The organism is Trinickia dabaoshanensis, assembly GCF_002879885.1.
Lineage (GTDB): Bacteria > Pseudomonadota > Gammaproteobacteria > Burkholderiales > Burkholderiaceae > Trinickia > Trinickia dabaoshanensis.
Map to the genome: position 1 here is coordinate 1 of NZ_PNYA01000030.1, position 21605 is coordinate 21605.

The 21605-nt window shown below is 60.8% G+C and carries 18 protein-coding genes and 1 pseudogene; 16 read left to right on the plus strand and 3 right to left on the minus strand.

What is annotated here, in order from left to right:
- Positions 1–424: pseudogene (locus C0Z18_RS26310) on the minus strand (PAS domain S-box protein); the annotation flags it as partial.
- Positions 425–456: 32 nt separating this feature from the next.
- On the minus strand, positions 457–819 hold the full coding sequence (locus tag C0Z18_RS26315) for a hypothetical protein (protein ID WP_102648409.1): 363 nt from the start codon (positions 817–819) through the stop codon (positions 457–459).
- Between the two features lie 1067 nt (positions 820–1886).
- Here C0Z18_RS26315 and C0Z18_RS26320 point away from each other — a divergent pair.
- The 15 genes from C0Z18_RS26320 (at position 1887) to C0Z18_RS26385 (ending at position 18980) form a co-directional block, all read left to right on the plus strand.
- Positions 1887–3077 (plus strand): AAA family ATPase, encoded by a 1191-nt coding sequence (locus C0Z18_RS26320; RefSeq protein ID WP_233217499.1) that lies wholly within the window; start codon positions 1887–1889, stop codon positions 3075–3077.
- The gene (locus C0Z18_RS26325) at positions 3078–4124 is read left to right on the plus strand and encodes a ParB/RepB/Spo0J family partition protein (RefSeq protein WP_102648410.1); all 1047 of its coding nucleotides are present in this window, start codon (positions 3078–3080) and stop codon (positions 4122–4124) included.
- Positions 4125–4447: 323 nt separating this feature from the next.
- Positions 4448–5719: a Replication protein O gene (locus C0Z18_RS33295; protein WP_199189559.1), complete on the plus strand. Its 1272-nt coding sequence runs from the start codon at positions 4448–4450 to the stop codon at positions 5717–5719.
- A 199-nt stretch (positions 5720–5918) separates the two neighbouring features.
- Positions 5919–6182, plus strand: a complete 264-nt coding sequence (locus C0Z18_RS26335) for a ribbon-helix-helix domain-containing protein (RefSeq protein WP_102648411.1) — start codon at positions 5919–5921, stop codon at positions 6180–6182.
- 19 nt (positions 6183–6201) lie between these two features.
- Positions 6202–7287, plus strand: coding sequence for a hypothetical protein (locus C0Z18_RS26340; protein WP_102648412.1), 1086 nt, complete (start codon positions 6202–6204; stop codon positions 7285–7287).
- A gap of 93 nt (positions 7288–7380) precedes the next feature.
- Positions 7381–7893, plus strand: a complete 513-nt coding sequence (locus C0Z18_RS26345) for a hypothetical protein (protein WP_102648413.1) — start codon at positions 7381–7383, stop codon at positions 7891–7893.
- Between the two features lie 33 nt (positions 7894–7926).
- Positions 7927–8343, plus strand: coding sequence for a hypothetical protein (locus C0Z18_RS26350; protein WP_146014101.1), 417 nt, complete (start codon positions 7927–7929; stop codon positions 8341–8343).
- Positions 8344–8833: 490 nt separating this feature from the next.
- On the plus strand, positions 8834–9004 hold the full coding sequence (locus tag C0Z18_RS33300; protein ID WP_199189560.1) for a hypothetical protein: 171 nt from the start codon (positions 8834–8836) through the stop codon (positions 9002–9004).
- A gap of 78 nt (positions 9005–9082) precedes the next feature.
- On the plus strand, positions 9083–9355 hold the full coding sequence (locus C0Z18_RS26355; RefSeq protein WP_102648415.1) for a hypothetical protein: 273 nt from the start codon (positions 9083–9085) through the stop codon (positions 9353–9355).
- A 29-nt stretch (positions 9356–9384) separates the two neighbouring features.
- Positions 9385–11205, plus strand: coding sequence for a site-specific integrase (locus C0Z18_RS26360; RefSeq protein ID WP_102648416.1), 1821 nt, complete (start codon positions 9385–9387; stop codon positions 11203–11205).
- A 121-nt stretch (positions 11206–11326) separates the two neighbouring features.
- Positions 11327–11662, plus strand: a complete 336-nt coding sequence (locus tag C0Z18_RS26365) for a hypothetical protein (RefSeq protein ID WP_146014102.1) — start codon at positions 11327–11329, stop codon at positions 11660–11662.
- Between the two features lie 564 nt (positions 11663–12226).
- Positions 12227–14581: an EcoAI/FtnUII family type I restriction enzme subunit R gene (hsdR, locus tag C0Z18_RS26370; protein WP_102648418.1), complete on the plus strand. Its 2355-nt coding sequence runs from the start codon at positions 12227–12229 to the stop codon at positions 14579–14581.
- 18 nt (positions 14582–14599) lie between these two features.
- Positions 14600–16069: a type I restriction-modification system subunit M gene (locus tag C0Z18_RS26375; protein ID WP_102648419.1), complete on the plus strand. Its 1470-nt coding sequence runs from the start codon at positions 14600–14602 to the stop codon at positions 16067–16069.
- Positions 16066–17820, plus strand: a complete 1755-nt coding sequence (locus C0Z18_RS26380; protein ID WP_102648420.1) for a restriction endonuclease subunit S — start codon at positions 16066–16068, stop codon at positions 17818–17820. Before C0Z18_RS26375 ends, C0Z18_RS26380 begins: the two co-directional genes overlap by 4 nt.
- A gap of 170 nt (positions 17821–17990) precedes the next feature.
- A complete protein-coding gene (locus tag C0Z18_RS26385) occupies positions 17991–18980 on the plus strand; it encodes a hypothetical protein (protein ID WP_102648421.1) in 990 nt (329 codons plus the stop codon).
- A gap of 419 nt (positions 18981–19399) precedes the next feature.
- Here the strand turns inward: C0Z18_RS26385 and C0Z18_RS26390 are convergent, their stop codons facing one another.
- The gene (locus C0Z18_RS26390; RefSeq protein WP_102648422.1) at positions 19400–19660 is read right to left on the minus strand and encodes a hypothetical protein; all 261 of its coding nucleotides are present in this window, start codon (positions 19658–19660) and stop codon (positions 19400–19402) included.
- Positions 19661–20580: 920 nt separating this feature from the next.
- Between C0Z18_RS26390 and C0Z18_RS26395 the strand changes: the two genes are divergently transcribed.
- Entirely contained in the window at positions 20581–21459 is an 879-nt protein-coding gene (locus C0Z18_RS26395; protein WP_102648423.1) for a hypothetical protein, read from the plus strand.
- Positions 21460–21605 lie beyond the last annotated feature (146 nt).

The window sequence follows — 21605 nt, forward strand, 5'->3', positions numbered from 1 at the left end:
CCGCCTTTTTATTGAATCGATGTATCCTGCCGGCTCTGTCGAGGACAACAACAATCGCGTTTACTTCCGACACGATACCTTCCGCAAAGGCCAGCGCCTGCATCGAATTCTCTGCGACCGATTCCGAATCCATCAACAGGGCAGCAACGCCCGCCCATTCGTAGGCATTAATCTTTTTGCCGACGAGATGCAGTTTGGAGCGCTTCCCAAGGATGGTGACGCCGAAAATTAATACGTCGGTCACCCCGGTTAGGCTTCGAATGCGCTCGGCTTGACGGGCACTCAACTCAACGGTAACGCTTGGGCCAATCTCTTCGCCGGATGCGGATAGCTGGAGCACGCAGCTATCGCTTGCGAATTTCCAGACCGGACTCGTGGTGCCCAATAGATCATCAAGATCACGAAAAGCTGCGTTTCCTTTCATAGCGTTCACCAGGCGTTAGAGATGCGTCACAGTCACCGCGTGCCGTAGTACGCCCTTCCGTCGATTTCACCGACCAACGCATTCATTGTCTTCAGCAGCGAGCGCGCCGATGCGATTCCTCGCCATTTATTTTCTGCAATTCGCCGGCCAACCAAGATGACATCGAATTGTTGTCCGTAAAACGTCAGCGAACACGGCACTTCTTGAGGTTCAGTGGTCAAGGACCGAATTTTCGCCGCATCAACGGGATTTAATTTGCATGCGATGTCTGAACAGTCGACCGAACCGCCCAACCGAAGCGCATCGCTGTCGCCCCCGATACTCCAAAATGGATTTTCACCGCCCGTAGAGAGGTGAAAGAAAGTGTCGACGTCACCGTTATCGACAAACAACATGGCTGACCTCCGTAGCGCGGAAGCGCGATTAGATCTTCATTGATTCGGTAAAAATGATGTCACTCTCGTTGAGCGCGAACTTTTTTCACAGAAAACGTTTTCTCCCTTCAGCGCGCTTTCATAACCCTTTGAGACGCCGATACCCCACGTAACGAGATGATTACCCGCTATGGATAAAGCGCTTTTTCATCGGAGCAATGACAGTACATTCATTTTTCCAGATGTTCAGTTACAAGATGTTACGAAGCACCGGAAACGAAATTCCCCTTTCTGGTATTTCCTGTCAGCATTGATAGTTGACAGGTTTATTATTTTCAGGTCGTGAATGCGTATGTGCGGTACTGCGTTCATTGCCTATGCGGATGCTGGCGGTCATTTTTTGGGTCATGTCGCTCATTCCGGCGTGGTAGCGACGCGGGCCGTGGCACTGCGCGGACCAAGTACCGATGCGGCTTACCTTGCAATTTTTCCGACCGCTATTGCGCACGACGCGAGGCGGCTCGGCAGCTCTCCGTTGCCGCAGGCCAACGCTTACTCGATGGTGGACCGGTGCGCGACCGTAGCCGGAATCGGGACAAAGTTCGGCAACCACACATTCCGAGCGACCGGAATCATTGCGCGCCTAAGCAATGACGAAGCGTTCTGGAACGCGATGGCGACGGCCACTGCGAACTATGCGTCAGCACGTAGGACGCGGCTCTATGACCTGCGGCGCAACGAAGTCAGTTCGATCGAGTCGAGCACGTCCGCGGCTTGCATGGGCGCAGCACTGTCCAGATCCGTGCAGACGCGTACCTGCCAAGCAGACCATCGCGACGACGATCAGCAGCATCGTCGCGCAAACACACGAACACGGCTCTGCGCGGGCCTGATTCACGTCGCGCTGCACGGCAATGCTGCTGCACGCGTTGACGGAGGCACTTCCGCCGGGACTTTTTCACGAACGTCGCGTCGGCTCGATAGGCTCTTAAGAGTTTACTTGAAGTTTACCGGCTCCCCATTTATTCTCCGGTTAGCCGCATTTTTGCCGACAACCGGGAAACCCGCCAGTTACCAGGACACTAACCGTGAGCACTATCGAGCCAATATCGACCAGGCTGCCCGAAGTGGATCAGTCTTTGACAGTCGACGACATCATGGCGCTGGCGGCCCAAGCCGAGAACGTCCTCGATCAGATCCGGGACGCGATGCTTGAGCCGTACCCACGCAAAAAGGCACCGATGTTCACGAGCGCAAGTGTCGCGACGTTGTGCGGCCTCGACAAGGCTCGCCTCAAGTACTTGTCAGCAAACGGTAAGCTTCCGGCTGGTACTTCTCGTGGAGCGGGCCGAGCAAAGGAATACACATTGGAAGAAGCCATCGTGTGTATCCAAGCAACTTCGAAGCGGCCCACTCGCCCGCCGGGCAAACGAGGGCGAGTGTATGCCATCGCAAACTTCAAGGGCGGAGTCACGAAGACGACCACCACTGTAGCGACAGCGCAGGCGCTATCACTGCTTGGTCGTCGGGTTCTGGTCATCGATTCAGATCCGCAGGGCTCCTCGACGCAGCTGCTCGGTTATAGCCCTGAAACTGAGGTCAATGACGACCAGACGCTACTACCACTATTTTACGGCGAGGCATCGTCACTCGCCGGGTCGATTCGCGAGACGTATTGGCACAACGTTGACTTGGTGCCAGCGTCGATTTCGTTGTCCGATTCGGATTTCGCAGTCATTTCCATGCTGCTCAAGGACCGCCACTTCGAATTTTGGGACATTCTGAACAAGGGATTGGCCGCGCACCTCAACGACTACGATGTGGTGATTATCGACACACCACCGGCCCTCGGCCAAATAACCACCAACTGTCTAGCGGCGGCCGATGCAATCGTTCTGCCCTGCCCTCCTGAGGGTTTGGATTTCGCTAGCTCGACCCAGTTCTGGCGCCTTTTTTCGGAAGTCGCACGGCGACTCCCTGGCGTTCGCGAACACAAGCGCTACGACTTCGTGAACGTCCTCATGACGAAGGCCAAAAACACGGAGCAATCGAGGGTGGTGCAAGGCTGGCTGCAGAAAGCCTACGGTACGCGAGTACTTCCCATCTCGATCCCTGACTCCAGCGTACAAGCCGGCGCGGCAGCAATGCTCTCGACTATCTACGACCTGTCGAAATCCGACGTGAACAGCCAGTCCTATGCTCGAATTCGAGAGCCGTTTGACCAGCTCGCTGACTACCTCGATAGCCAGTTGGTGCGCGCATGGGCACGGGAGGTGTAAATGGGCATCAGTAAAAAACTTGCCGAACGGACCAGCAATATTCAGGCAACCCCTTCGATGGATCGACCATCGATGAAGGCTGATACTCGGCTAACGACGCCGGGTCGACTGCTCGACGCGCAGTTGCACATCAAAGAAGCCGAAGATCGCGCTGATGCCGCAATTGCGGAAGCAGCGACGGTAAAGCATCAGCTCGACGAGGCTCGAGCTCTGATCGAAACGCTGCAAAATTCAGGGGATGCGGGGGGTGCAGCAGAAGTCGACATCTCCACCCTGGTCGAAAAGCCGGGCCGTCGCCGGGTCCTATCGCCGACAGAGTACGAAGAACTCAAGGCTAACCTTGCTGCGAATGACCTCATTTACCCGGTTGTCTATCGTCCGTTGGGCAATGGCAAAAACGAGATCGTCGCGGGGCACAACCGGGTAGCCATCTATAGAGATGAACTCAAGCGGGCGAAGATTCTTGGGATCCGATTCCTCGGGGACGAGCGCCAAGCGGAGCTAGGCGCGACGTTTTCGAACCTGCTGGCCCCTTCCCTTCCCGACTTCGAGAAGTACAGGCAATTCGTCCGCCTTCAAACCGAATCCGGGTTTACCCGATCAGATGTTATTAGGGCCTCCGGACTAAGCAGTTCGCACGTGTCGAGAATTCTCGCATTCGACAGCTTGCCCCCGGAAGCGCTCGAGGCAATTGCCAAGCGTCCGGACCGCGTCGGAGGAAATGCGGCGGAGGAGTTCGCAGCCCTCGCCGGCAACGGGAATATGCAGGCCGTCGTGGATGCCATCAAAAAGCTCATCGAGGATGAATCCCTGACGCAAAAGCGAGCGCTTGAGATGGCCCGTCCGAAGGCACCCCGGGCACATCTTGCGAATTCTCGGCCAATCAATATCGGGAAGAAGAAGCTCTGTGAGGTTTCGGTCCGCAGTGGTGTGATCGGTGTGCGGTTCGCTGGAAAGGAAGCAGAGACCGTCGCAGCGAAGTGGATCGATAAGATCGAGCAGTTTATTCGGGACGAGATCGCTCGTGAAGCGGTCGGCGGTGAATGACCTTCCCTACTAGGGAAGAGAGAAAAATCAAGGCCTTACGGTTTCGTCTGGTAGGAACACAATACCGTCCCTAGTAGGGAATCTTTGTAAATCAGTGACTTACGGGAAAAGAAAGATGTCGATGCCATAAGATTCGACGCACCAAAAGCAAAGGCCCTCGGCTGGAACCGAAGGCCTTTTGCAATTCGGGCTTGACTGGAATCCCGCCCGTCTATCGCTCCATCCGGCTGGAACCGGCTAGAGACTCGACATCTCGGAGTGTAGCGGATCGCGATCGACAGTCAAGCGTGGATCGACCATTTTTTTAGAAATGGGCGCTGGATATGTCTATCGCGCAACGCTTGGTTGCTGGCGAGGGGAACACACATCCCTTCGACCAGAACCTCCCCTATGTTCACCTCGACAAAGAGGCGCTGTCGCAATTCACCTGCGACACGACCAACCTTCCCTGGGTCATCTTCCGAGCTGCGTTTCGGGCGGAGCACCTTTCGGAACTGCCGGCTCGCGCCCGCGCCCTGCTGGCTGCCCTTGCCCGCACCGTTGACGCGGATCGCCCTTACGCCGCGATTTTCGCCCGTCGTGAGCTACTCACTGGCCGTGCTCTACAGTCCATGCGGACGTTCTACCGTAGCCTCGACGATCTCGAGAGCGCAGGTCTCATTCACCGCCCCCCGCAAAAGCGTCACGGCGAAGTCGGTCTCTTTGGCCGGGCCTACTTACACCTCACCCCCAAAGCCGCCGCGTTGCTGGGGCTCGTCGCAGTAAAAGAAGTCGAATCTATTACCAGCGCCGAATCACCGTCCGACGAAACTCACGTCGTTCCGTTAGATCAACGGTCTGCCAAGGTGGCAGACGGAGCTATATATAAGGATCTTTCCCCTTCTGCCTTTCAAAAGAGACAACCGGGTCAGCTCCCTGCCGATCTCCAGCGCCTGCTGTCCTTGGGTTTTCGAAAATTCCTGATCTTCAAGCTCATGCGAGAAGCGCAACACCATGGCAAACGCCTCTCGGACGTCGTCGACGTCGCATGGGCACACCTCGAGGTCGCCCATGCCCCGATCGCCTACCTGCGCAAGCTGCTCACGGTGCCGGTCGACTTTGCCTATCAGCGTCGGGCTCGCGAGAGCGACCAGCAAGAAGCCCAAGCCGGCCAGCGCGACGCCGAGCATGTGCAGGAGACCATCGCCCGATGTGCCGGCCGCCTGTTCTTCGATACCCAGGCGCAACGCCGTTTGGAGGTCTCGGCGGACCACGCCGTCCTGACGGTCCTCGATGCGCGAGAAGGTCGCCCGCGGGTTTCCGTGACTAGCTGGCAAGCCGAGTTCGTCGCGGCACTCGAATCGGGCAACGTGACAGCCGCGACGCCCGAACTCACTGAGCGGTTTGAAGCGCAACGCATGCAGGCCGTACAGGGCAGGGCCGCCCCTCGCGCGCACCTTCGATCCGCCGAAGCCGAAAGCACCGTCGCGTCGCCGGCCCGTGATGCCGGCCCGCGACAAGTCACGCCCACAGCGGCCGACCATCTCACGCGGCTGAGGACGATGACGGTCGCCGCTACGTTTTTCGCCCGTCGCTTCTCTGGGGGGACGCCTTGAGTGCTCGAGCCGCCGAGTCGCGCGGGGACAGTCGACGTTAGAACGGACGATGTCCGGGCACGAGGCGGCCAGGCCTGGCGCGATCACGATACGCTGGGTCGCTACGAAGTGAAAACTGCCGCCGCACCGTGCCCGCCAACTTGAAATTGGCACGTGAGCCGAGTAGGATTAAATCCTGTTTAGCAGCATCGGAGCCGCCATGCGCACAACCCAACAATTCAGCGTGACCTTGCCGAAAGAGATGGCCGAGCTGGTGCGCGCCAAAGTCGCCAGCGGCGAATACGCGTCCGAGAGCGAAGTCATTCGCGACGGCCTGCGCTCGCTGGTTGCCCGCGATCGAGCAATCGAGTCGTGGCTCCGATCCGAGGTCGTGCCGGCTGCCGAAGCGCTCGCCAACGATCCCGAGCGCGCGTTGAGCGCGGCGCAGGTTCGCGAGCACTTGGCTCGCAAGCGCGCGCGGTGAGCCCGATAGGAGACATCCGATGCGAAAAGAGTATGAGTTGCAGACCGACGTGTTGGCGACGATCGTGGCGGCCGCGCCGGTCACGCCCAAACACACCGACTTGCTCACGACATTTGCCGCGCGCACGGACTATCGCGGCGCGCGCCACGTGAAGACGCGGGACGAATTCGGCGAACGGCCGGCGCGCATCCTTGACGCGGACGATCGCGAAATCGCCCCCGACTATCGCGCCTGGATCGACGCCGAGCTGGACAAGCACGGCGGCTCTGCGCGCGCCGTGTGGACGGCGCACAAGGACGCAGGCTACCGGCTCACGGAGATTCAGCCGGTGCTGCATTACTTCGTCCACGATCGCGGCGAGGCGCAGGAGAACTTCGTGCAGATCGAGGTCTGGGAAGAGCAGGAGTTCGTCGAGCGCGAACTGTTCCCGCGCGAGGAGCACTGGGGCCTGCCGAACGTCGACGAACTGCGCCGGGGCGCGCCCGGAATGCTGGTCGAGCACATCGAACGCCGCACGCTGGGAACGCCGCGGTACCGGCTCGAGCAAGTGATCGACATGCAGCAGTTCATCGCGATCGGGAACGCCGCGTACGAGGCGCGTCGGCGCGCCGACGGCGATCGACGCTGGATGGAAACGAATTCGACCACCGGCGAACAGCGCGTCGTGACCGCCCGCGAGCTGACGCCCGGGTACGATCAAGTGCGCTGGGAAAGTCGACGCTTTTTCGAGGACTGGGCGGCTTCCAGCCCGGGCCGGGCAGGGGAGCGCGCCTGCTTGCGCTGGGCCTTCAACACGTCGGATTACACCGATCCGAAGGGCGTACGCTACATGAGCTTTGTGCCGCAATGGGGGCACACGCGCAAGATCGCAGAACTGAAGAACACCGGCAAACTCGACGTCTACAGTCTGTACGGCAAGCTCACGCAGCTCGACGAGCGTGTGGGGTACCGGTTCGCGTGGTACTTCTACGGCCTCCACGGCAACCTCGTCAAAAGCGGCCAGATGGAGCGCGTGCTTGAGGCGGCCGAGGCTGGCCTGATCGTGCTGCCCGAGCACGACTACCGCGTGCTGCGCGCCTGGCACGAGGCGCCGTACGGCTTCTGACGTCGACGGGACGGGAAGAACAGCAGGGTTCTAAACTGGCCTATCGGAATGCCGATTAGGCGGGCCTTAGCAATACGAATAAGAACACCCACTATGACCGGAATTGCCTCAACGCGGGAACTGTTCCAACAGGAGATGCGTACCGCGCTGGATGTGGCCGAGCAGGACCTTCGCGCCAAGTACAGTGATCCGGGGATCGCGCTGGAGATCGTTGACTACCGGACGGTCCCCCGGGTGGTCGCGCCTTGGGACGAGATTCTGGACTGGGAATACGCGCGCCGACGCGCGGCCGCGACGCACCGAAGCTGTTTCGTCGGCATCAGCGCCGGCTCATCGCGTAACGTTGCTGCGCTGGCGTTGGTCAAGGTATCCAGGCACCGTGTGACGACCTCTTTGTTGTTTTTCCAGAAGGACGAGCAGGCGCAGATCCCTGGGCGGGCAATGGCCATGATGGACGTGATCTTGGGGGCCGTGGCCGCCGTGTTCGAGTCAACCACGATCGCGATCGACACGCCGCTGGGCCACTTGGTGTCGTACTACAAGAGCTACGGCTATACGACCGAGCGATATCTGGACCACCGGTTGTTGCTGACAAAGCCCGCCTAACTGGTCTAACATATTGATGTAACGGACAAATTTATGGCTATGACCAAACGCAAATCAACCCGAAAAGCCGACGCAGCGCTGAGCAAGGCGAAGTTCGGGGTGACCAAGCTCGTCGGCGTGCTTAAGCTCAGGACCAAGCGGATTCGCCATGTTGCGATCGAAGCTGCGGTGAAAGCTCAGCTCAACACACAGGCCAAGCGCTTGGGCGGCAGTCGGCGTCTCACGCTGGACGAAGCGGCGATTAGTCGGTCCGAACTCGCGAGCCGGGCGGTGGAACTGTCGGACGCGCAGCGGGCGCGCCTGCAGGCCGCGCGTGCGCGCGCCGAAGCACGACTGCGCCGCCCCGACATGAGTGCCGAGGCGGTGCAGGCGCGCGAGCGCGCGGGTGCCGAGTGGGAAGGGCGGCACGGGCCCGTGACGGCGTTTGCCGGCGCAAGACGCGGGCGTTAAGGAAGCCCAAACCCGGCTCCGGCCGGGTTTTTTGTGAGGGGTGTCAATGCCGCTAAGTCCCATTAGCGGCATTGCGCTTAATACCTGAAATCGCTAATAATCTGCTTTAAGCTGGGTTCGGCGCGGTGTTGACTAGGTAGTTACCCTAGGTTTGCCCGTCATCCCCCCGCGCCGCGTCGATACGCTCAGGCAGGCGCTTCGCTGCCTGCCTCGGCCGTCGCGTTCCGCCCGGTCGGGAACGCGGGAGTGTCGGGCGGTACCGAGCACGGTTGATCCCACCGTGTGGGCCATCTCGTTGGCAGGATGGGATGTCCGCAAAGTGGACCCGTGGGGCTGCTGTGGCCCACCGCGGCCCGGTAGCCGTGATGTGACCTTGACCCGCCCGCTGGGGCGGGTTTTCGATAATCGAGGCCGACTTGGTGGCACTGCCTGGTCCCGTGTACCGACCTGCTGCGAAGCCTGCCGACCTTATTGCAGAACTGGAGCCGTGATGCTGACCCTCGCTGATGCCCTGCGCTTGGCCATCAACACCCTGCGCGATGCGGCGGAATCGCGCCGCATGCCGTCCGGTATCGCGCTCGATGACGCGACTGCGGCGCTGCACGCGGATGCGGCCAACCAGCTGGAACAGGAGCTCGATGGCCTGCGCGACTATGAGTAGGGCGCCCGCCTGTCGCGGCGCGACTCGCGGGGCGGCTCTTGTGCGCTGCATCCGCGTTCGAGTGATGAGCATCTTCCGATGACCGATCGCCGCTTTGCCGCGCCGTCGGCTGCGCTCTCGACCATTCGCGCACGCTACCGGTTCATCGAGGGCGACACCGTGTCGGTTCCCGTGCGGCCGTCGGGTGCATGGCTCGGGTGCGATCGATGGCGCCAACGCGCGTGTCATCCGCATACCAAGGCCGGCCTGCGCTGGCAGTTGGTCTCCGACACCGTGCTCGCCGCGCTCGCCGACGACAGGTGGCTCACTGCGCAGCTTGAGGCGCCGCGCTACGTCGACGTGCCGGCCTGAGGCGCGCCCCTTACTCACCGACCCACACCATGGCCAATCAACCCCAGCAGCTCGAACTCCCGGCGCCGCGCACCTACAGCCGCACCGAATTCACGGCGCTGCGCGCGCGCGTCAAGGGGCTCTCGATCACAACGATTACCCGCGCCTACTTCGATGCTGAGACGACCGAGCCGCTCGGGGTCGAGCGGCTGCTGCGCACGATGCGCGATGACCTGGTTTCCCTTGCGCTGCGCGAAGGTTCGTCGGTGCTGGTGTCGCACCTACAGGCGTCGATCGCCAAGCACGCCGAGGTGCGCCTGACGCCCGTGACGCTGCAGCTCATCGAAGAAGCGGCCGGGCAGTGGGCCAGGGCGCGGCCGGCGCTCGACCATCCGCTGTCGCGGTGGTTTCGGCCGCTGGTGGCCGCGCGCCTTGCCGGCGAAGGAATCCGCACGATCGGCGACCTTATTGCGTTCATCAATCGCCGTGGCGGCAGCTGGTGGCGCTCGATCCCGCGCATCGGAGTCGGGCGCGCGCGCGTGCTGGTGGCCTGGCTGCGCCGCCACGCGAGCTCGCTCGGCCAAACGGTCGAGCTCGAGGTCGAGCTCGCCGATCCGCTGGTCGCGCCGATGCCGATCGTCGTCACGCGAGGCGCGGAACAGTTGGCGCCGCTCGAGCGCTTGGCGGTACCGGCCGAATTGTCGGGTACGCGCGGCACGAACCGAGCGCCGGGGTTCGCGTACGTGCGCGCGGCGCACGACCTGGACGCCGTGCGCGCCTATCTGCACCGCTACGACGAGCGGCCCGAGACGCAGCGCGCGTACAAGCGCGAGCTCGAGCGTTTGGTCCTGTGGTGCGTGGTGGAGCGCGGCGTCGCCCTCTCGTCGATGACGGTCGAGGACTGCGAAGCATACAAGGCGTTTTTGAAGCAGCCGGGCGAGCGTTTCACCGGCCCGCCGATGGCGCGCGCCAGTCGGCAATGGCGGCCGTTCGCACCGGGTGGTCTTTCGCCGGAGAGCCAACGCTATGCGGTGCGCGCGATCCGCGCCGCGTTCACCTGGCTCGTGCATGTGCGTTACCTCGCGGGCAACCCTTGGCAGGCGGTGACGGATCCGGCCACCGTCAAGCGCGCGCGCAAACTGCAAATCGAGCGCGCCCTCTCGCTGGATCTTTGGACGCGGCTACGTGTGACGCTCTTCGAGCGAGCCGCCACAACTGGCGCCAAGGGCGCACGCTGGCGTGCCGCTCGTGCGTTATTGCTCATCATGGGCGATGGAGGGCTGCGCATTGCCGAGGCGGCCGCCGTCGCGCGCCCCGCGCTCGCTTGGCTGCCTGCAGACGACGAAGTGCCAGCAAGCTGGTTGCTAGAAGTCATCGGGAAGGGCATGAAGGAGCGCTTCGTTCCGGTCAGCGATGAATGCGTTGACGCGATCCGCGCGCACTGGCGCGATCGAGGCCAGGATTTCGACGCGGCCGATGCGGCGGGACCACTCGTGGCGCCGCTCGTCGTGCCGCCAACCCCGCGGGCCCGCGCTAAATTTCGCACCAAGGAGGGCGACGACTGGGTTTCCGCGAACGGTGGATACTCGGTGCGAGGTGCTCGCGGGCTCACTCAATGGGTCATCGATCAGTTGCTCGATGCGCTGCCCGAGCTTACGGAGGCGGAGCACCGCAAGCTGAAGCGCACCTCGCCGCACGCGTTTCGCCACACTGTCGCCACGCAAATGCTCGCGAGCGGCGCCGCGCTCGAAGTCGTGCAGCAAACCCTGGGGCACGCATCGCTCGGTACGACTTCGATCTACGTGTCGCCGGAACAGTCGCGCTTGCGTCGTGAGGCGGCCAAGTACCATGATCGGTTGAAGCGGCTCTAAATCGCGAATTGCGGTCCGTTTTTCGCAGAGGTCGCCCGAGGTCCAGGAGTCCTACTATTCGAGAATGCGGCAGCACCGTCGAGCACGAAGCTTGACATATTGCGGTCGAAAAGGAGGCTGCATGAAACGATCGCTGGATGTGAGCGTGCATTGCGTGACCGTGATTCTGCGGAGATTCGACGAGCTATGGGGCGGTGCTGACCATCTGTCGGGTGAGCAGAGAATATTGCTCTGGGAATCGACGGGATACCGAGATTGGGTCATCGATTTGATCGATGACTGCGAAGCGAATTTGCCTTTGGACGAGGATACGCAACAAATCCCTTCCTGGGCTCTAAAACAGGCAATAGGCGGCTATACCCGCCATGCTCTTCTGACTTTGCGAATGGCTATAGTGCGCGTGCTCGACGTCGTTGGCCGACGAGACGCCGAGAGTTCGTGTCGTGCCGAAGGTTAAAGACACCGTTGCCAGCAAACTGACACGGCCTATCGGGCAGGAAAAGCCGCTTCGGCCCATCACCCGCGCGGGGCGCGCGTGCGCAGACTTGCAGGCAGATCGGCGCGTCAGCGACGAGTTGAATCGGCGGCCGTTGGCCGAGGTTTCACGTCCAAGTAACTTCGCGGCCGCACGTCGGCGCGAGATCGACTTTCTCAGCCCCTCAGCGAACGGATTGCGCCGGTTCTCAGGCTCGACCGTCTGTATAGTAGATAGTAGACCCGCCGCCTCTGTTTCATTGCAACACTCCTCGCTGCTATGCAGCCTCAAGTGTGTTGCATCGACGGGTTGAATCCGCAGCGTTCCGGTTACCCTAGCGTCTTGAGCAAGCGTGGCCGCTCTGCAAGCCAAGCGAGCGAATCACATCGCGCGCTAAGCGCGTGCCGAAGGGCGTGTAACCGGCGAAGCGGGACCACTTGAGGTAACGCCTCGTGTCGTCGACAAAACGCCCTGCATGCCGCTGATTGCTAAGATACGAACAAACGAACATCAGTTGCGACGAATCCGGGACCAGCGAGAGAGCCAGTGAATAAAAAATCGCTTTCAGAACGCGACATCTGCAGCAAGTTCATTTCCCCCGCGCTCATCAGCACGGGCTGGGATCTGGACACCCAGCTGCGCGAAGAAGTGGCGTTGACCAGCGGGCGCGTGGTGGTGCGCGGCAACAAGGCGAAGCGCGACGACAAGACCATCCGGCGCGCCGACTACGTGCTGTACTTCAAGCCCGGCATCCCGCTCGCGATCGTGGAAGCGAAGGACAACAATCACACGGTGCGCGACGGCATCCAGCAGGCGCTCGCCTATGCCGACATGCTCGACGTCCCGTTCGCCTTTTCGAGCAACGGCGACGGCTTCGTCTGGCACGACAAGACGCTGCAGGATGGCGTGCTCGAGCGCGAGCTCGCGATGGACCAGTTTCCGTCGCCGGCGGACCTATGGCAGCGCTACCTCGCGTGGAAGGGTATCGCCCCGTCGGCGGAGCCAGTCTATGCGCAGGACTACTACCCCGGCAAGCCGGCGCGTTATTACCAGCTGAACGCGGTGAACCGCGCGATCGAGGCGGTCACGAAGGGCCAATCGCGGATCCTGCTGGTGATGGCGACGGGCACCGGCAAGACCTACACGGCGTTTCAGATCATCTGGCGGCTGTGGAAGGCGCGGGCGGCGAAGCGCATCCTGTTTCTCGCCGATCGCAACATCCTGGTGGACCAGACCAAGACCAACGACTTCAAGCCGTTCGCCGGCGCGATGACCAAGATTGAAAATCGCGAGGTCGACAAATCCTACGAGATCTACCTGTCGCTGTATCAGGCGGTGACGGGCACGGAAGAGGCGCAGAACATTTACCGCCAGTTCAGCCGCGACTTCTTCGACCTCGTGGTGATCGACGAATGCCACCGCGGCAGTGCGGCCGAGGATTCAGCCTGGCGCGAGATCCTCGACTATTTCAGCTTGGCCACCCATCTCGGGCTGACCGCGACCCCGAAGGAAACCGCCGAGGTATCGAACATCACCTACTTCGGTGAGCCGATCTACACGTACTCGCTGCGGCAAGGCATCGAGGACGGCTTTCTCGCGCCGTACAAGGTGGTGCGGGTCGATCTCGACAAGGACCTGGGCTGGCGGCCCTCGGCCGGGATGGTCGACAGCCTGGGGCAGGTAGTCGAAGACCGGATCTACAACCAGTCCGACATGAATCGATCGCTGGTGCTGACGCGCCGCGACGAAGCTGTCGCGAAACGCATCACCGAATTCCTGCATGCGACCGACCGGATGGCGAAGACGATTGTGTTCTGCGAGGACATCGACCACGCGGCCCGGATGCGCCAGGCGCTGATCAACGCGAACCCCGATCTGGCCGGGGCCAACGCGAAGTACGTGATGCAGATTACGGGCGACAACCTGGAAGGTAAGCTCGAGCTCGACAACTTCATCAATCCCCGCAAAGACTATCCAGTGATTGCCACCACATCACGCCTGATGACGACCGGCGTCGATGCGAAGACCTGCAAGCTCGTCGTACTCGATCGTACGATCCGGTCGATGACTGAGTTCAAGCAGATTATCGGCCGCGGCACGCGGATCGACGAGGAGTACGGCAAGCTGTGGTTTACCATTCTGGATTTCAAAAAAGCTACCGAACTGTTTGCTGACCCGGCCTTTGACGGCGATCCGGCCGTGGTGTTCGAACCCGAGCCTGACGAACCCGTCGTGCCACCGGAAGAGGCGGGGGATCTGATGGGCGTGTCCGCTGGCGGACTGGACGGCGAGGCGGGCGGCAGGCCAGTTGTTCTGGGTGGGTCTGACGCGCCCGGCACCACTCGAACCCGGTACGTGATTGACGAAGTGCCTGTGTATGTCGTCAACGAGCGGGTCCAGTATCTGGGGCCTGACGGCCGGCTGATCACCGAGTCGCTACGCGACTTCACGCGGATCCAGATCGGCAAACGCTTCGTGTCGCTCGACGCGTTCCTGCAGGCCTGGAACGAAGCCGACAGAAAACAGGCGATCGTCGCCGAGCTTGAAGATCAGGGCATCCTGTTCGACGAACTGGCGAAAGAGGCCGGCAAGGACCTCGACCCGTTCGACTTGGTTTGCCATATCGCGTTTGGCCAGAAGCCGTTGACCCGGCGGGAACGTGCCGAGAACGTCAGGAAGCGCGACTATTTCGGCAAGTACGGCCACACCGCGCGGCAGGTGCTGCAGGCGCTGCTCGAGAAATATGCCGACGACGGCATTGAAAACCTTGAACGCCCCGAAGTACTGCGGCTCGCGCCGCTCGACCAGCTTGGTTCGCCGGTCGAACTGGTTCAGGCGTTCGGCGGCCGGGCCCAGTATCAGGCAGCGATCCGCGAGCTCGAACGCTCGCTCTATCAATAAGGTTTCACCGGTTCACTCATGACAATCAGCTCTACCTTTATCAAGTCCGTGCAGGACATCATGCGCCAGGACGCCGGCGTCGACGGCGACGCGCAGCGGATCTCGCAGCTGACCTGGCTGCTGTTCCTCAAGATTTTCGACGACCAGGAAACCGAGCTCGAACTGATGCGCGACGCCTACCGGTCGCCCCTGCCCGAGCGGCTGCGCTGGCGCAACTGGGCGGCCAATCCCGAGGGCATCACCGGCGATGAGCTGCTGACGTTCGTGAACACCGACCTGTTTCCGTCGTTCAAGGCGCTCAATGCGGACCCGCAGCGCAATGCGCGCGGCTTGGTGGCCCGGGAGGTGTTCAGCGACGCGTACAACTACATGAAGTCCGGCCAGTTGCTGCGCCAGGTGATCAACCGGATCAACGAGATCGACTTCAACAACCGCGCCGACCGCCACCTGTTCAACGACCTGTACGAGCGGATCCTCAAGGACCTGCAGAGCGCAGGCAACGCGGGCGAGTTCTATACTCCGCGAGCGGTCACGCAGTTCATGGTCGACCAGATCAACCCGCAGCTCGGCGAGCGCATCCTGGATCCGGCGTGCGGCACGGGTGGCTTTCTGGCCTGCGCGCTTGAGCATCTCAAAGCGCAGCGCCGGAGTGTCGACGACGACATCGTGGTGCAGAACGCGATCAACGGTGTTGAAAAGAAGCAGCTACCACACCTGCTGTGTGTCACCAACATGATGCTGCACGGCATTGAAGTGCCGTCGCTGATCCGCCACGACAACACCCTCGCGCGGCCGCTCGCTGACTATGGCACGCGCGACATGGTCGACGTGATCCTGACCAATCCGCCGTTCGGCGGCACTGAGGAACCAGGCATCGAGGGCAATTTTCCGGCGGACGTGCGCACCCGTGAAACGGCTGACCTGTTCCTGGTCCTGATCATCGAACTGCTAAAGCACAACGGCCGCGCGGCCGTGGTGCTGCCCGATGGCACGCTGTTCGGTGAAGGCGTGAAAAGCCGCATCAAGGAAAAGCTCCTCACCGAGTGCAACCTGCACACGATCGTGCGGCTGCCGAATGGCGTCTTTGCGCCGTATACCGGCATCAAGACAAACCTGCTGTTCTTCACCAAGGGCATACCGACACGCGAGGTCTGGTACTACGAGCATCCGTATCCGGCCGGCTACAAGAGCTATTCCAAGACCAAGCCGGTCCGGATCGAAGAGTTTGCTGCCGAAAAGGCCTGGTGGGGCAACGAGGCCAATGGTTTTGTCGGCCGCGTCGAGAATGAATTCGCCTGGAAGGTCAGCATCGAAACCCTGAAGGCTAATGGCTTCAACCTCGACCAGAAAAATCCCCACCGCGGCGATGAGGTCAGCCATGATCCGGACGAACTGCTGGCCCAGTACCAGGAGTTGACGACCCGGACTCAGGCGTTGCGCGATCAGCTGAAGGGTATTCTTGCGAATGCACTGCAGGAGCAAGCATGAATCTGAGAGATGGGTTCGAAATGCTGGCCACCGCGCCTCACGGCATTACGCGTTTGCGTGAACTGATTCTGTCTCTTGCCGTTCAAGGTCGCTTGACCGATAGGAACGCGCTCGACGAACCGCCGAGCCGACTAGTCGACCGAATTAATTCAGAACGTGATCTACTAGTTGAGGCTGGGCGTCTAAAGAGAGGGGGACTCCCTTCCCAAGTGTCCGATGAGGATAAACCCTTTAGCCTTCCCGATGGCTGGCAGTGGACTAGGCTTGGTTCATTGGCGCTGCAGATTACTGACGGCACTCATCACACACCGAAGTATCTGTCTGCGGGGGTGCCATTTATCTCGGTCAAAGACCTTGATGGACGCACTGTCAACTTTAACAATTGCAAGTTCATTTCCGAGGACGAACACGCGCTCATCAACCGCCGCTGCAACCCTGAACGGGGCGACGTGCTCATTTGCCGAATCGGCACTCTAGGACGACCCACGATTGTCGACACGGATATTTCGTTCAGCGTGTTCGTCAGTGTCGGCTTGATCAAACTTCCCAAAAGCGTCGACATTTCTACTTTTCTGCACTTGGCGTTGCGCAGTCCAGTACTGACGGACCAGTACGAACGGATCAAGGCAGGTGGTAGTCACACTGTGAAACTCAATCTTGGTGATATACCGCAGTTGCTGATTCCGCTGCCTCCCATTGAAGAACAGGCGCGCATCGTCGCCAAAGTCGATGAACTGATGCGGCTGTGCGATGAACTCGAGACTCGTGGCCGGCTGGAGGCCGAGCAGCATGCGCAGCTGACGACCACGCTATTCGACGCACTGGCCGCGAGCGAGTCGTCGCACGCGCTCGCGGAAAACTGGACCCGCGTCGCCGCGCACTTCGATCTGCTGCTTGACCGGCCGGAGGCGGTCGACGCGCTTGAGCGAATCATTATGCATCTGGCTGTGCGCGGCCTGCTCGTGCCACAAGACCCGACCGATGATGCGGTCGATTCGCTTTTGGAACAGGTTCGGACGCGAAAGGAAGAACTGGTGGCTGAAGGAAAGGCCAAGCGTGAGAAGCCGATGCCCGCGATCGAGGAGCAGGAGACGCCGTTTGCACTGCCTGCAGGATGGAAGTGGATCCGTTTGGGTCAACTGTTGAGCAAGCTTGGTGCTGGAAGTACACCGCTTGGCGGCAAAGACGTTTACGTCGCCAGCGGGGTCAAATTTCTGCGTTCTCAGAATGTTTGGAACGAAGGACTTCATCTTGAGGGCGTTGCTTTTATCACCCCGGAAACGCATGCCCGCATGGCGGGCACTGTGGTGTTGCCGGACGACATACTATTCAACATTACTGGCGCTTCGATCGGCCGCTGCGCCGTCGTGCCTGGCGAGTTTGACGAAGCCAACGTTAGCCAACATGTCGCCATCGTTCGTCCACTTGTAAACGACATCACATCATATTTGCATCTCGTTCTGATTTCACCGCACGTTCAACAAACAGTGATGGACGTGCAAGTGGGAGTGTCCCGCGAAGGCCTCAGCATGAGTAAGCTTAGTCAATTCGTAATTCCGCTTCCACCGCTCGCAGAACAGTCGCGCATCGTTGCACGCGTCGAAGAGCTGCGCCGCCTATGCGCTGACCTGCGCGAACGCCTGACCGCACGCCAGAGATGCCAGGCGCGTTTTTCCGAGGCCCTGGTCGAACAAGCCACGTTGACCGTGCCATTGATGGAGGACACGGACGGCCTCGCAGCGGCCGCCTGAGGAAAGGTCTGCGTCGGCCGGGACGCTGCATCGTCGGAGGTGGCGGGCACGGCCCCGTTGGCATCCGCCGGCCGTGGCCGGCCCGCTCCGGAGCAGTCCCAACAGCCATTGATAAAACAGGTTATCCCGGACACAAGGGACCTGCTGCGCAGCCAGAACAGGACAACAAGATGCAGTTCAAGCAGCGCACCCTCATGCAGATTGCCGATATGATCTGCGGCAACTTCGTCGCCGACAAATCCTTATTCGTGTATCGCAGCAGCAGTCGCCTCTCCGAATTCTTCATGGACTGCGACACCGATTATGTTCACGACGGCTCGACGCGTCAGGCGTGGGTCGCCGAGACGCTGCGTGCAATCCTGGCTGAACCCCAGCCGGGCCCGAACACTCCCCCGGATACATTCGCCCGCGTCATCGAACGGCTCATGGACCAATCGGACGCCCAGAACGAGGGGCTCGACCGGCCGGGCGCCATGGCTATGCTGGCAGCTGCTTTGGCCAGAGAGGGCTTCGAACCGTTTTACGCTGATGACAAGAAATGCTATCTCCGCCATATTGCGACCAACACGATCGCGACACCACGGGCCAATCCCCACAGGCCGTTCTCGGCCGCCGAACTTGCGCGGCGCGAGCAATTGATCACGTATTTGGACAAGGCCTCGGAAGATGAACTGATCGAGGAAGTTCTGCTGCCGCTGTTTCGCCAGCTCGGATTCCACCGCATCACCGCTGCAGGTCATAAGGACAAAGCGCTCGAGTACGGCAAGGACGTTTGGATGAAATACATCCTACCCACGCAACACGTCTTGTATTTCGGGATTCAAGCGAAGAAGGGCAAGCTCGACGCTTCCGGCATGACCAAAGGCGAGAACGCTAATATCGCCGAGATCTACAACCAGGTCGTGATGATGCTCGGACACGAAGTATTCGATCCGGAGATCGGCAAACGAGTGCTCGTCGACCATGCCTTCATCGTCGCCGGCGGAGAGATCACCAAACAAGCCAGAAACTGGCTCGGCAATAAGCTGGACGCGACAAAACGCAGCCAGGTGATGTTCATGGACCGTGAAGACATCCTGAACCTGTTCGTGGTGACGAACCTCCCGCTGCCTTCGGGAGCCTTGCCGAAAGACAGCGACGACGACGATTTGCCGTTCTGAACGAAGGCTGGACTTACCGAGCGACCGCTCGACTCTGATACCGGCCTTTCCAAATCCGACGGCTCGACCGGCAGCAACGGGTTGCAAATGGACCGTCGCGCGTCAAGCAACGGCCGTTCGACATATCGAATGGACGGCGCAGCGACGCTACCTGTCCGCGTCCGCGGTGCGCACGCAGGACGACGGGCACGCGAAAAACCCGCCTGGTCACCCGCGGAGTTAATGCTTGCCCCCGCGGGCGCCGACCGTGGTCGCCAACGTCGAGCGGATAGGGAAATGAGAGCGCGGCCGACTCTGCAAGCGCGACTACGTTAGCGCCTAGCGTGCGCCGTTGTCCGGTCCATCCGAAGCGATCGCGGACCTGCTCACGGCCTGCCCCAACGCGCACTACGTCCGCACCGGAACACACCATTCGCGCATTACTTGCGCGGTTGTTGATGATTATCCGTAGTCGGCGTGCCCCGCGTGCTTCTGCGAGCCTTCGGCATGTCGTCGCACGAGGGCTGTGCGGCACGCAGCGGCAAGGTCAACGCCACGACCACAACGCCCACGAGCAGTAGCGCGATGCAGCAGACGAACATGGCGCCGCCGGATTGGTGCTTGTCGAGCTGCGCGACGAAGTTGCTGCACGCATCGACGAATGCGGCGGCCTGGTTGATGTTTTCGACATGGTGCTTCATTGGCTCACGGAGCTCCGGTGGTTAGAGCCAATATCTAGGTATGACGTGTTAAACACTTCGAGCACTCCCGCTTTTAGATGCCCCCAATCGTGGCGTCACGACCGAATCCCGTATCCAGCCGTTTTGCGTGTAGAGCGCCGGGGCACGCATCACGACGCGCGTCTGTCAATCTACAGACGGCAATTCAGCTGAGCGAGCGAAGAACGGCGCCTATGAGCCGGTCTTTTCCGCGTCCAACACGTGACTGGTGCCTGGGGCTGTTGAGGGAGGGGGCAGGGCCGGGAGTGGCGTTTCAAACCAGAAGTGACACCCGATTTATGTGGCGATGCAGCACAATATCTAGTGCATGAGTGACTGATTTTACCTAGATATAGTGGTGTTTTTGGCTACGATATGAGATAATGCGCTGCCCGTGAACAGCCGTCATGTTCCGGGCCGCACTGGTCGCGATAGCAATGAGCCGTACGTGGGGCTGCTGCCAAGAAAACCGCGCAATCCTGGGCGTTGCCGAAGCTTGAGCCGGTGCAAATCCGCGTCTAGGTAGGCTGGCAGTGGATTGGCCTATAGGGCATGTGGGAGGGACAGAAAGGCGCAATGCGTCGTTGGACGGCCCCATGTAAAAATCCGCGACCCATCGGGTGCTGAAATCTCCGCTCCAAACCCACACTTAAGCGCCGTGGGGTAGGGGGCAATATCGGCTGAAAATTCACGCTGGCGAAGCCTGCAAAATGCCTCGAAATAAGGGGTAAAAGACTGCGCGGCGCAAATTTGGCCCAAAAATCGCGCAAAGGTTCTCCCTGCCTGTGGATAACTTGCGCTTACGTACAATGGAGCAGCTAAGCTCACCAGCCGAGTCGCCCGGCGAGCGGCGCTTAGTCCAGCGGTATATCTGTCAACTTGTTGGGTAAATCGAATCGCTCGTGATCAGCAACGAAAAAGAACAAGTGCATCTGGCGCATGCCTATGACGAGGCGCGCGCTTTTCTTGCGATGAGCCCCCACACTCAAGCGCAGTCCGCCTGGCTGGCGAGCATCCGCGACGATCGGGACACTCGGAAGTTTTTCCTAGGCGACGCAATTCGCGGCAGCACGGGTTTTGCGGTAGCAGTGGCCGTGCTGGTCGCCAAGGCTTACGTGGTGTGCGCGGAAAGTGGCGAGGAAACACCGACGCCAACGATCAAGCAGATTGAAGGCCTGAAGGCCAGCGCCAGCGTTCTGGAGTTGAAGCTGGGAGCGGCGGAGTGGGTCGTACCCGAGGCGCGACGGCCTGAATTTCGCGAGCCATTGCGCCGGCTAGCGTCGGCGCCTTCGGCTCTGGCGCCTCGCGCGGCGGGACGCCCACCGCTACTCAAGCGACGGCAGTTTGTCCTGTCCCTCGCCGAATCACTGTACGAACTAAGCGCCACGTTCGACATCAAGCTGCTTATGATCGCGGCCATCAAAGGCTGGGAAGACACGGGCGAGCGGCAGATTCGCGACATCCTCACTGAGACGGTCAGATCTTCGATCGTTTCGGCGGTGCGGGCGCGACGGGCGAGACAAATCGAAAGCGAGAATGCCACCTTTGCACTACTCAACCGCGTTAGCGTGGGCCCCCAGTCGCAGGCCGAGGCCAAGAGGACAGACACGCGCAGCGACGCCGAAAAGATCGTCGCAGGGCTAGAACTGTTTCGCAGCCTCACAGACCCGACTGCGTCGATATTGATCGTCGACGCCGTACGAGGCATAGCCGAAGAACTCGGCCTTTTGCCTGACGCGCAAGCGGACGGCGACGGCGGTAATGGAAGCGTTTCGGAGTGAATTTCCGCCGGCGCTAATTGGTGGCCCGGCCGCCGAAATATCGTAGCAACAAATGAGGGGCGGCAGCCGAACATAGCGTCCATCTTGACCGCTCCCAGGAATCTCATGGACGCCGCCGCAGTATGCAAAAAAAGCAGAGCCGCATT

Bases quoted from the DNA above. Each gene is read 5' to 3' on its own strand.
- C0Z18_RS26315 (WP_102648409.1), bottom strand. From the start codon at position 819: ATGTTGTTTGTCGATAACGGTGACGTCGACACTTTCTTTCACCTCTCT.
- C0Z18_RS26325 (WP_102648410.1), top strand. From the start codon at position 3,078: ATGGGCATCAGTAAAAAACTTGCCGAACGGACCAGCAATATTCAGGCA.
- C0Z18_RS33295 (WP_199189559.1), top strand. From the start codon at position 4,448: ATGTCTATCGCGCAACGCTTGGTTGCTGGCGAGGGGAACACACATCCC.
- C0Z18_RS26335 (WP_102648411.1), top strand. From the start codon at position 5,919: ATGCGCACAACCCAACAATTCAGCGTGACCTTGCCGAAAGAGATGGCC.
- C0Z18_RS26340 (WP_102648412.1), top strand. From the start codon at position 6,202: ATGCGAAAAGAGTATGAGTTGCAGACCGACGTGTTGGCGACGATCGTG.
- C0Z18_RS26345 (WP_102648413.1), top strand. From the start codon at position 7,381: ATGACCGGAATTGCCTCAACGCGGGAACTGTTCCAACAGGAGATGCGT.
- C0Z18_RS26350 (WP_146014101.1), top strand. From the start codon at position 7,927: ATGGCTATGACCAAACGCAAATCAACCCGAAAAGCCGACGCAGCGCTG.
- C0Z18_RS33300 (WP_199189560.1), top strand. From the start codon at position 8,834: ATGCTGACCCTCGCTGATGCCCTGCGCTTGGCCATCAACACCCTGCGC.
- C0Z18_RS26355 (WP_102648415.1), top strand. From the start codon at position 9,083: ATGACCGATCGCCGCTTTGCCGCGCCGTCGGCTGCGCTCTCGACCATT.
- C0Z18_RS26360 (WP_102648416.1), top strand. From the start codon at position 9,385: ATGGCCAATCAACCCCAGCAGCTCGAACTCCCGGCGCCGCGCACCTAC.
- C0Z18_RS26365 (WP_146014102.1), top strand. From the start codon at position 11,327: ATGAAACGATCGCTGGATGTGAGCGTGCATTGCGTGACCGTGATTCTG.
- C0Z18_RS26375 (WP_102648419.1), top strand. From the start codon at position 14,600: ATGACAATCAGCTCTACCTTTATCAAGTCCGTGCAGGACATCATGCGC.
- C0Z18_RS26380 (WP_102648420.1), top strand. From the start codon at position 16,066: ATGAATCTGAGAGATGGGTTCGAAATGCTGGCCACCGCGCCTCACGGC.
- C0Z18_RS26385 (WP_102648421.1), top strand. From the start codon at position 17,991: ATGCAGTTCAAGCAGCGCACCCTCATGCAGATTGCCGATATGATCTGC.
- C0Z18_RS26390 (WP_102648422.1), bottom strand. From the start codon at position 19,660: ATGAAGCACCATGTCGAAAACATCAACCAGGCCGCCGCATTCGTCGAT.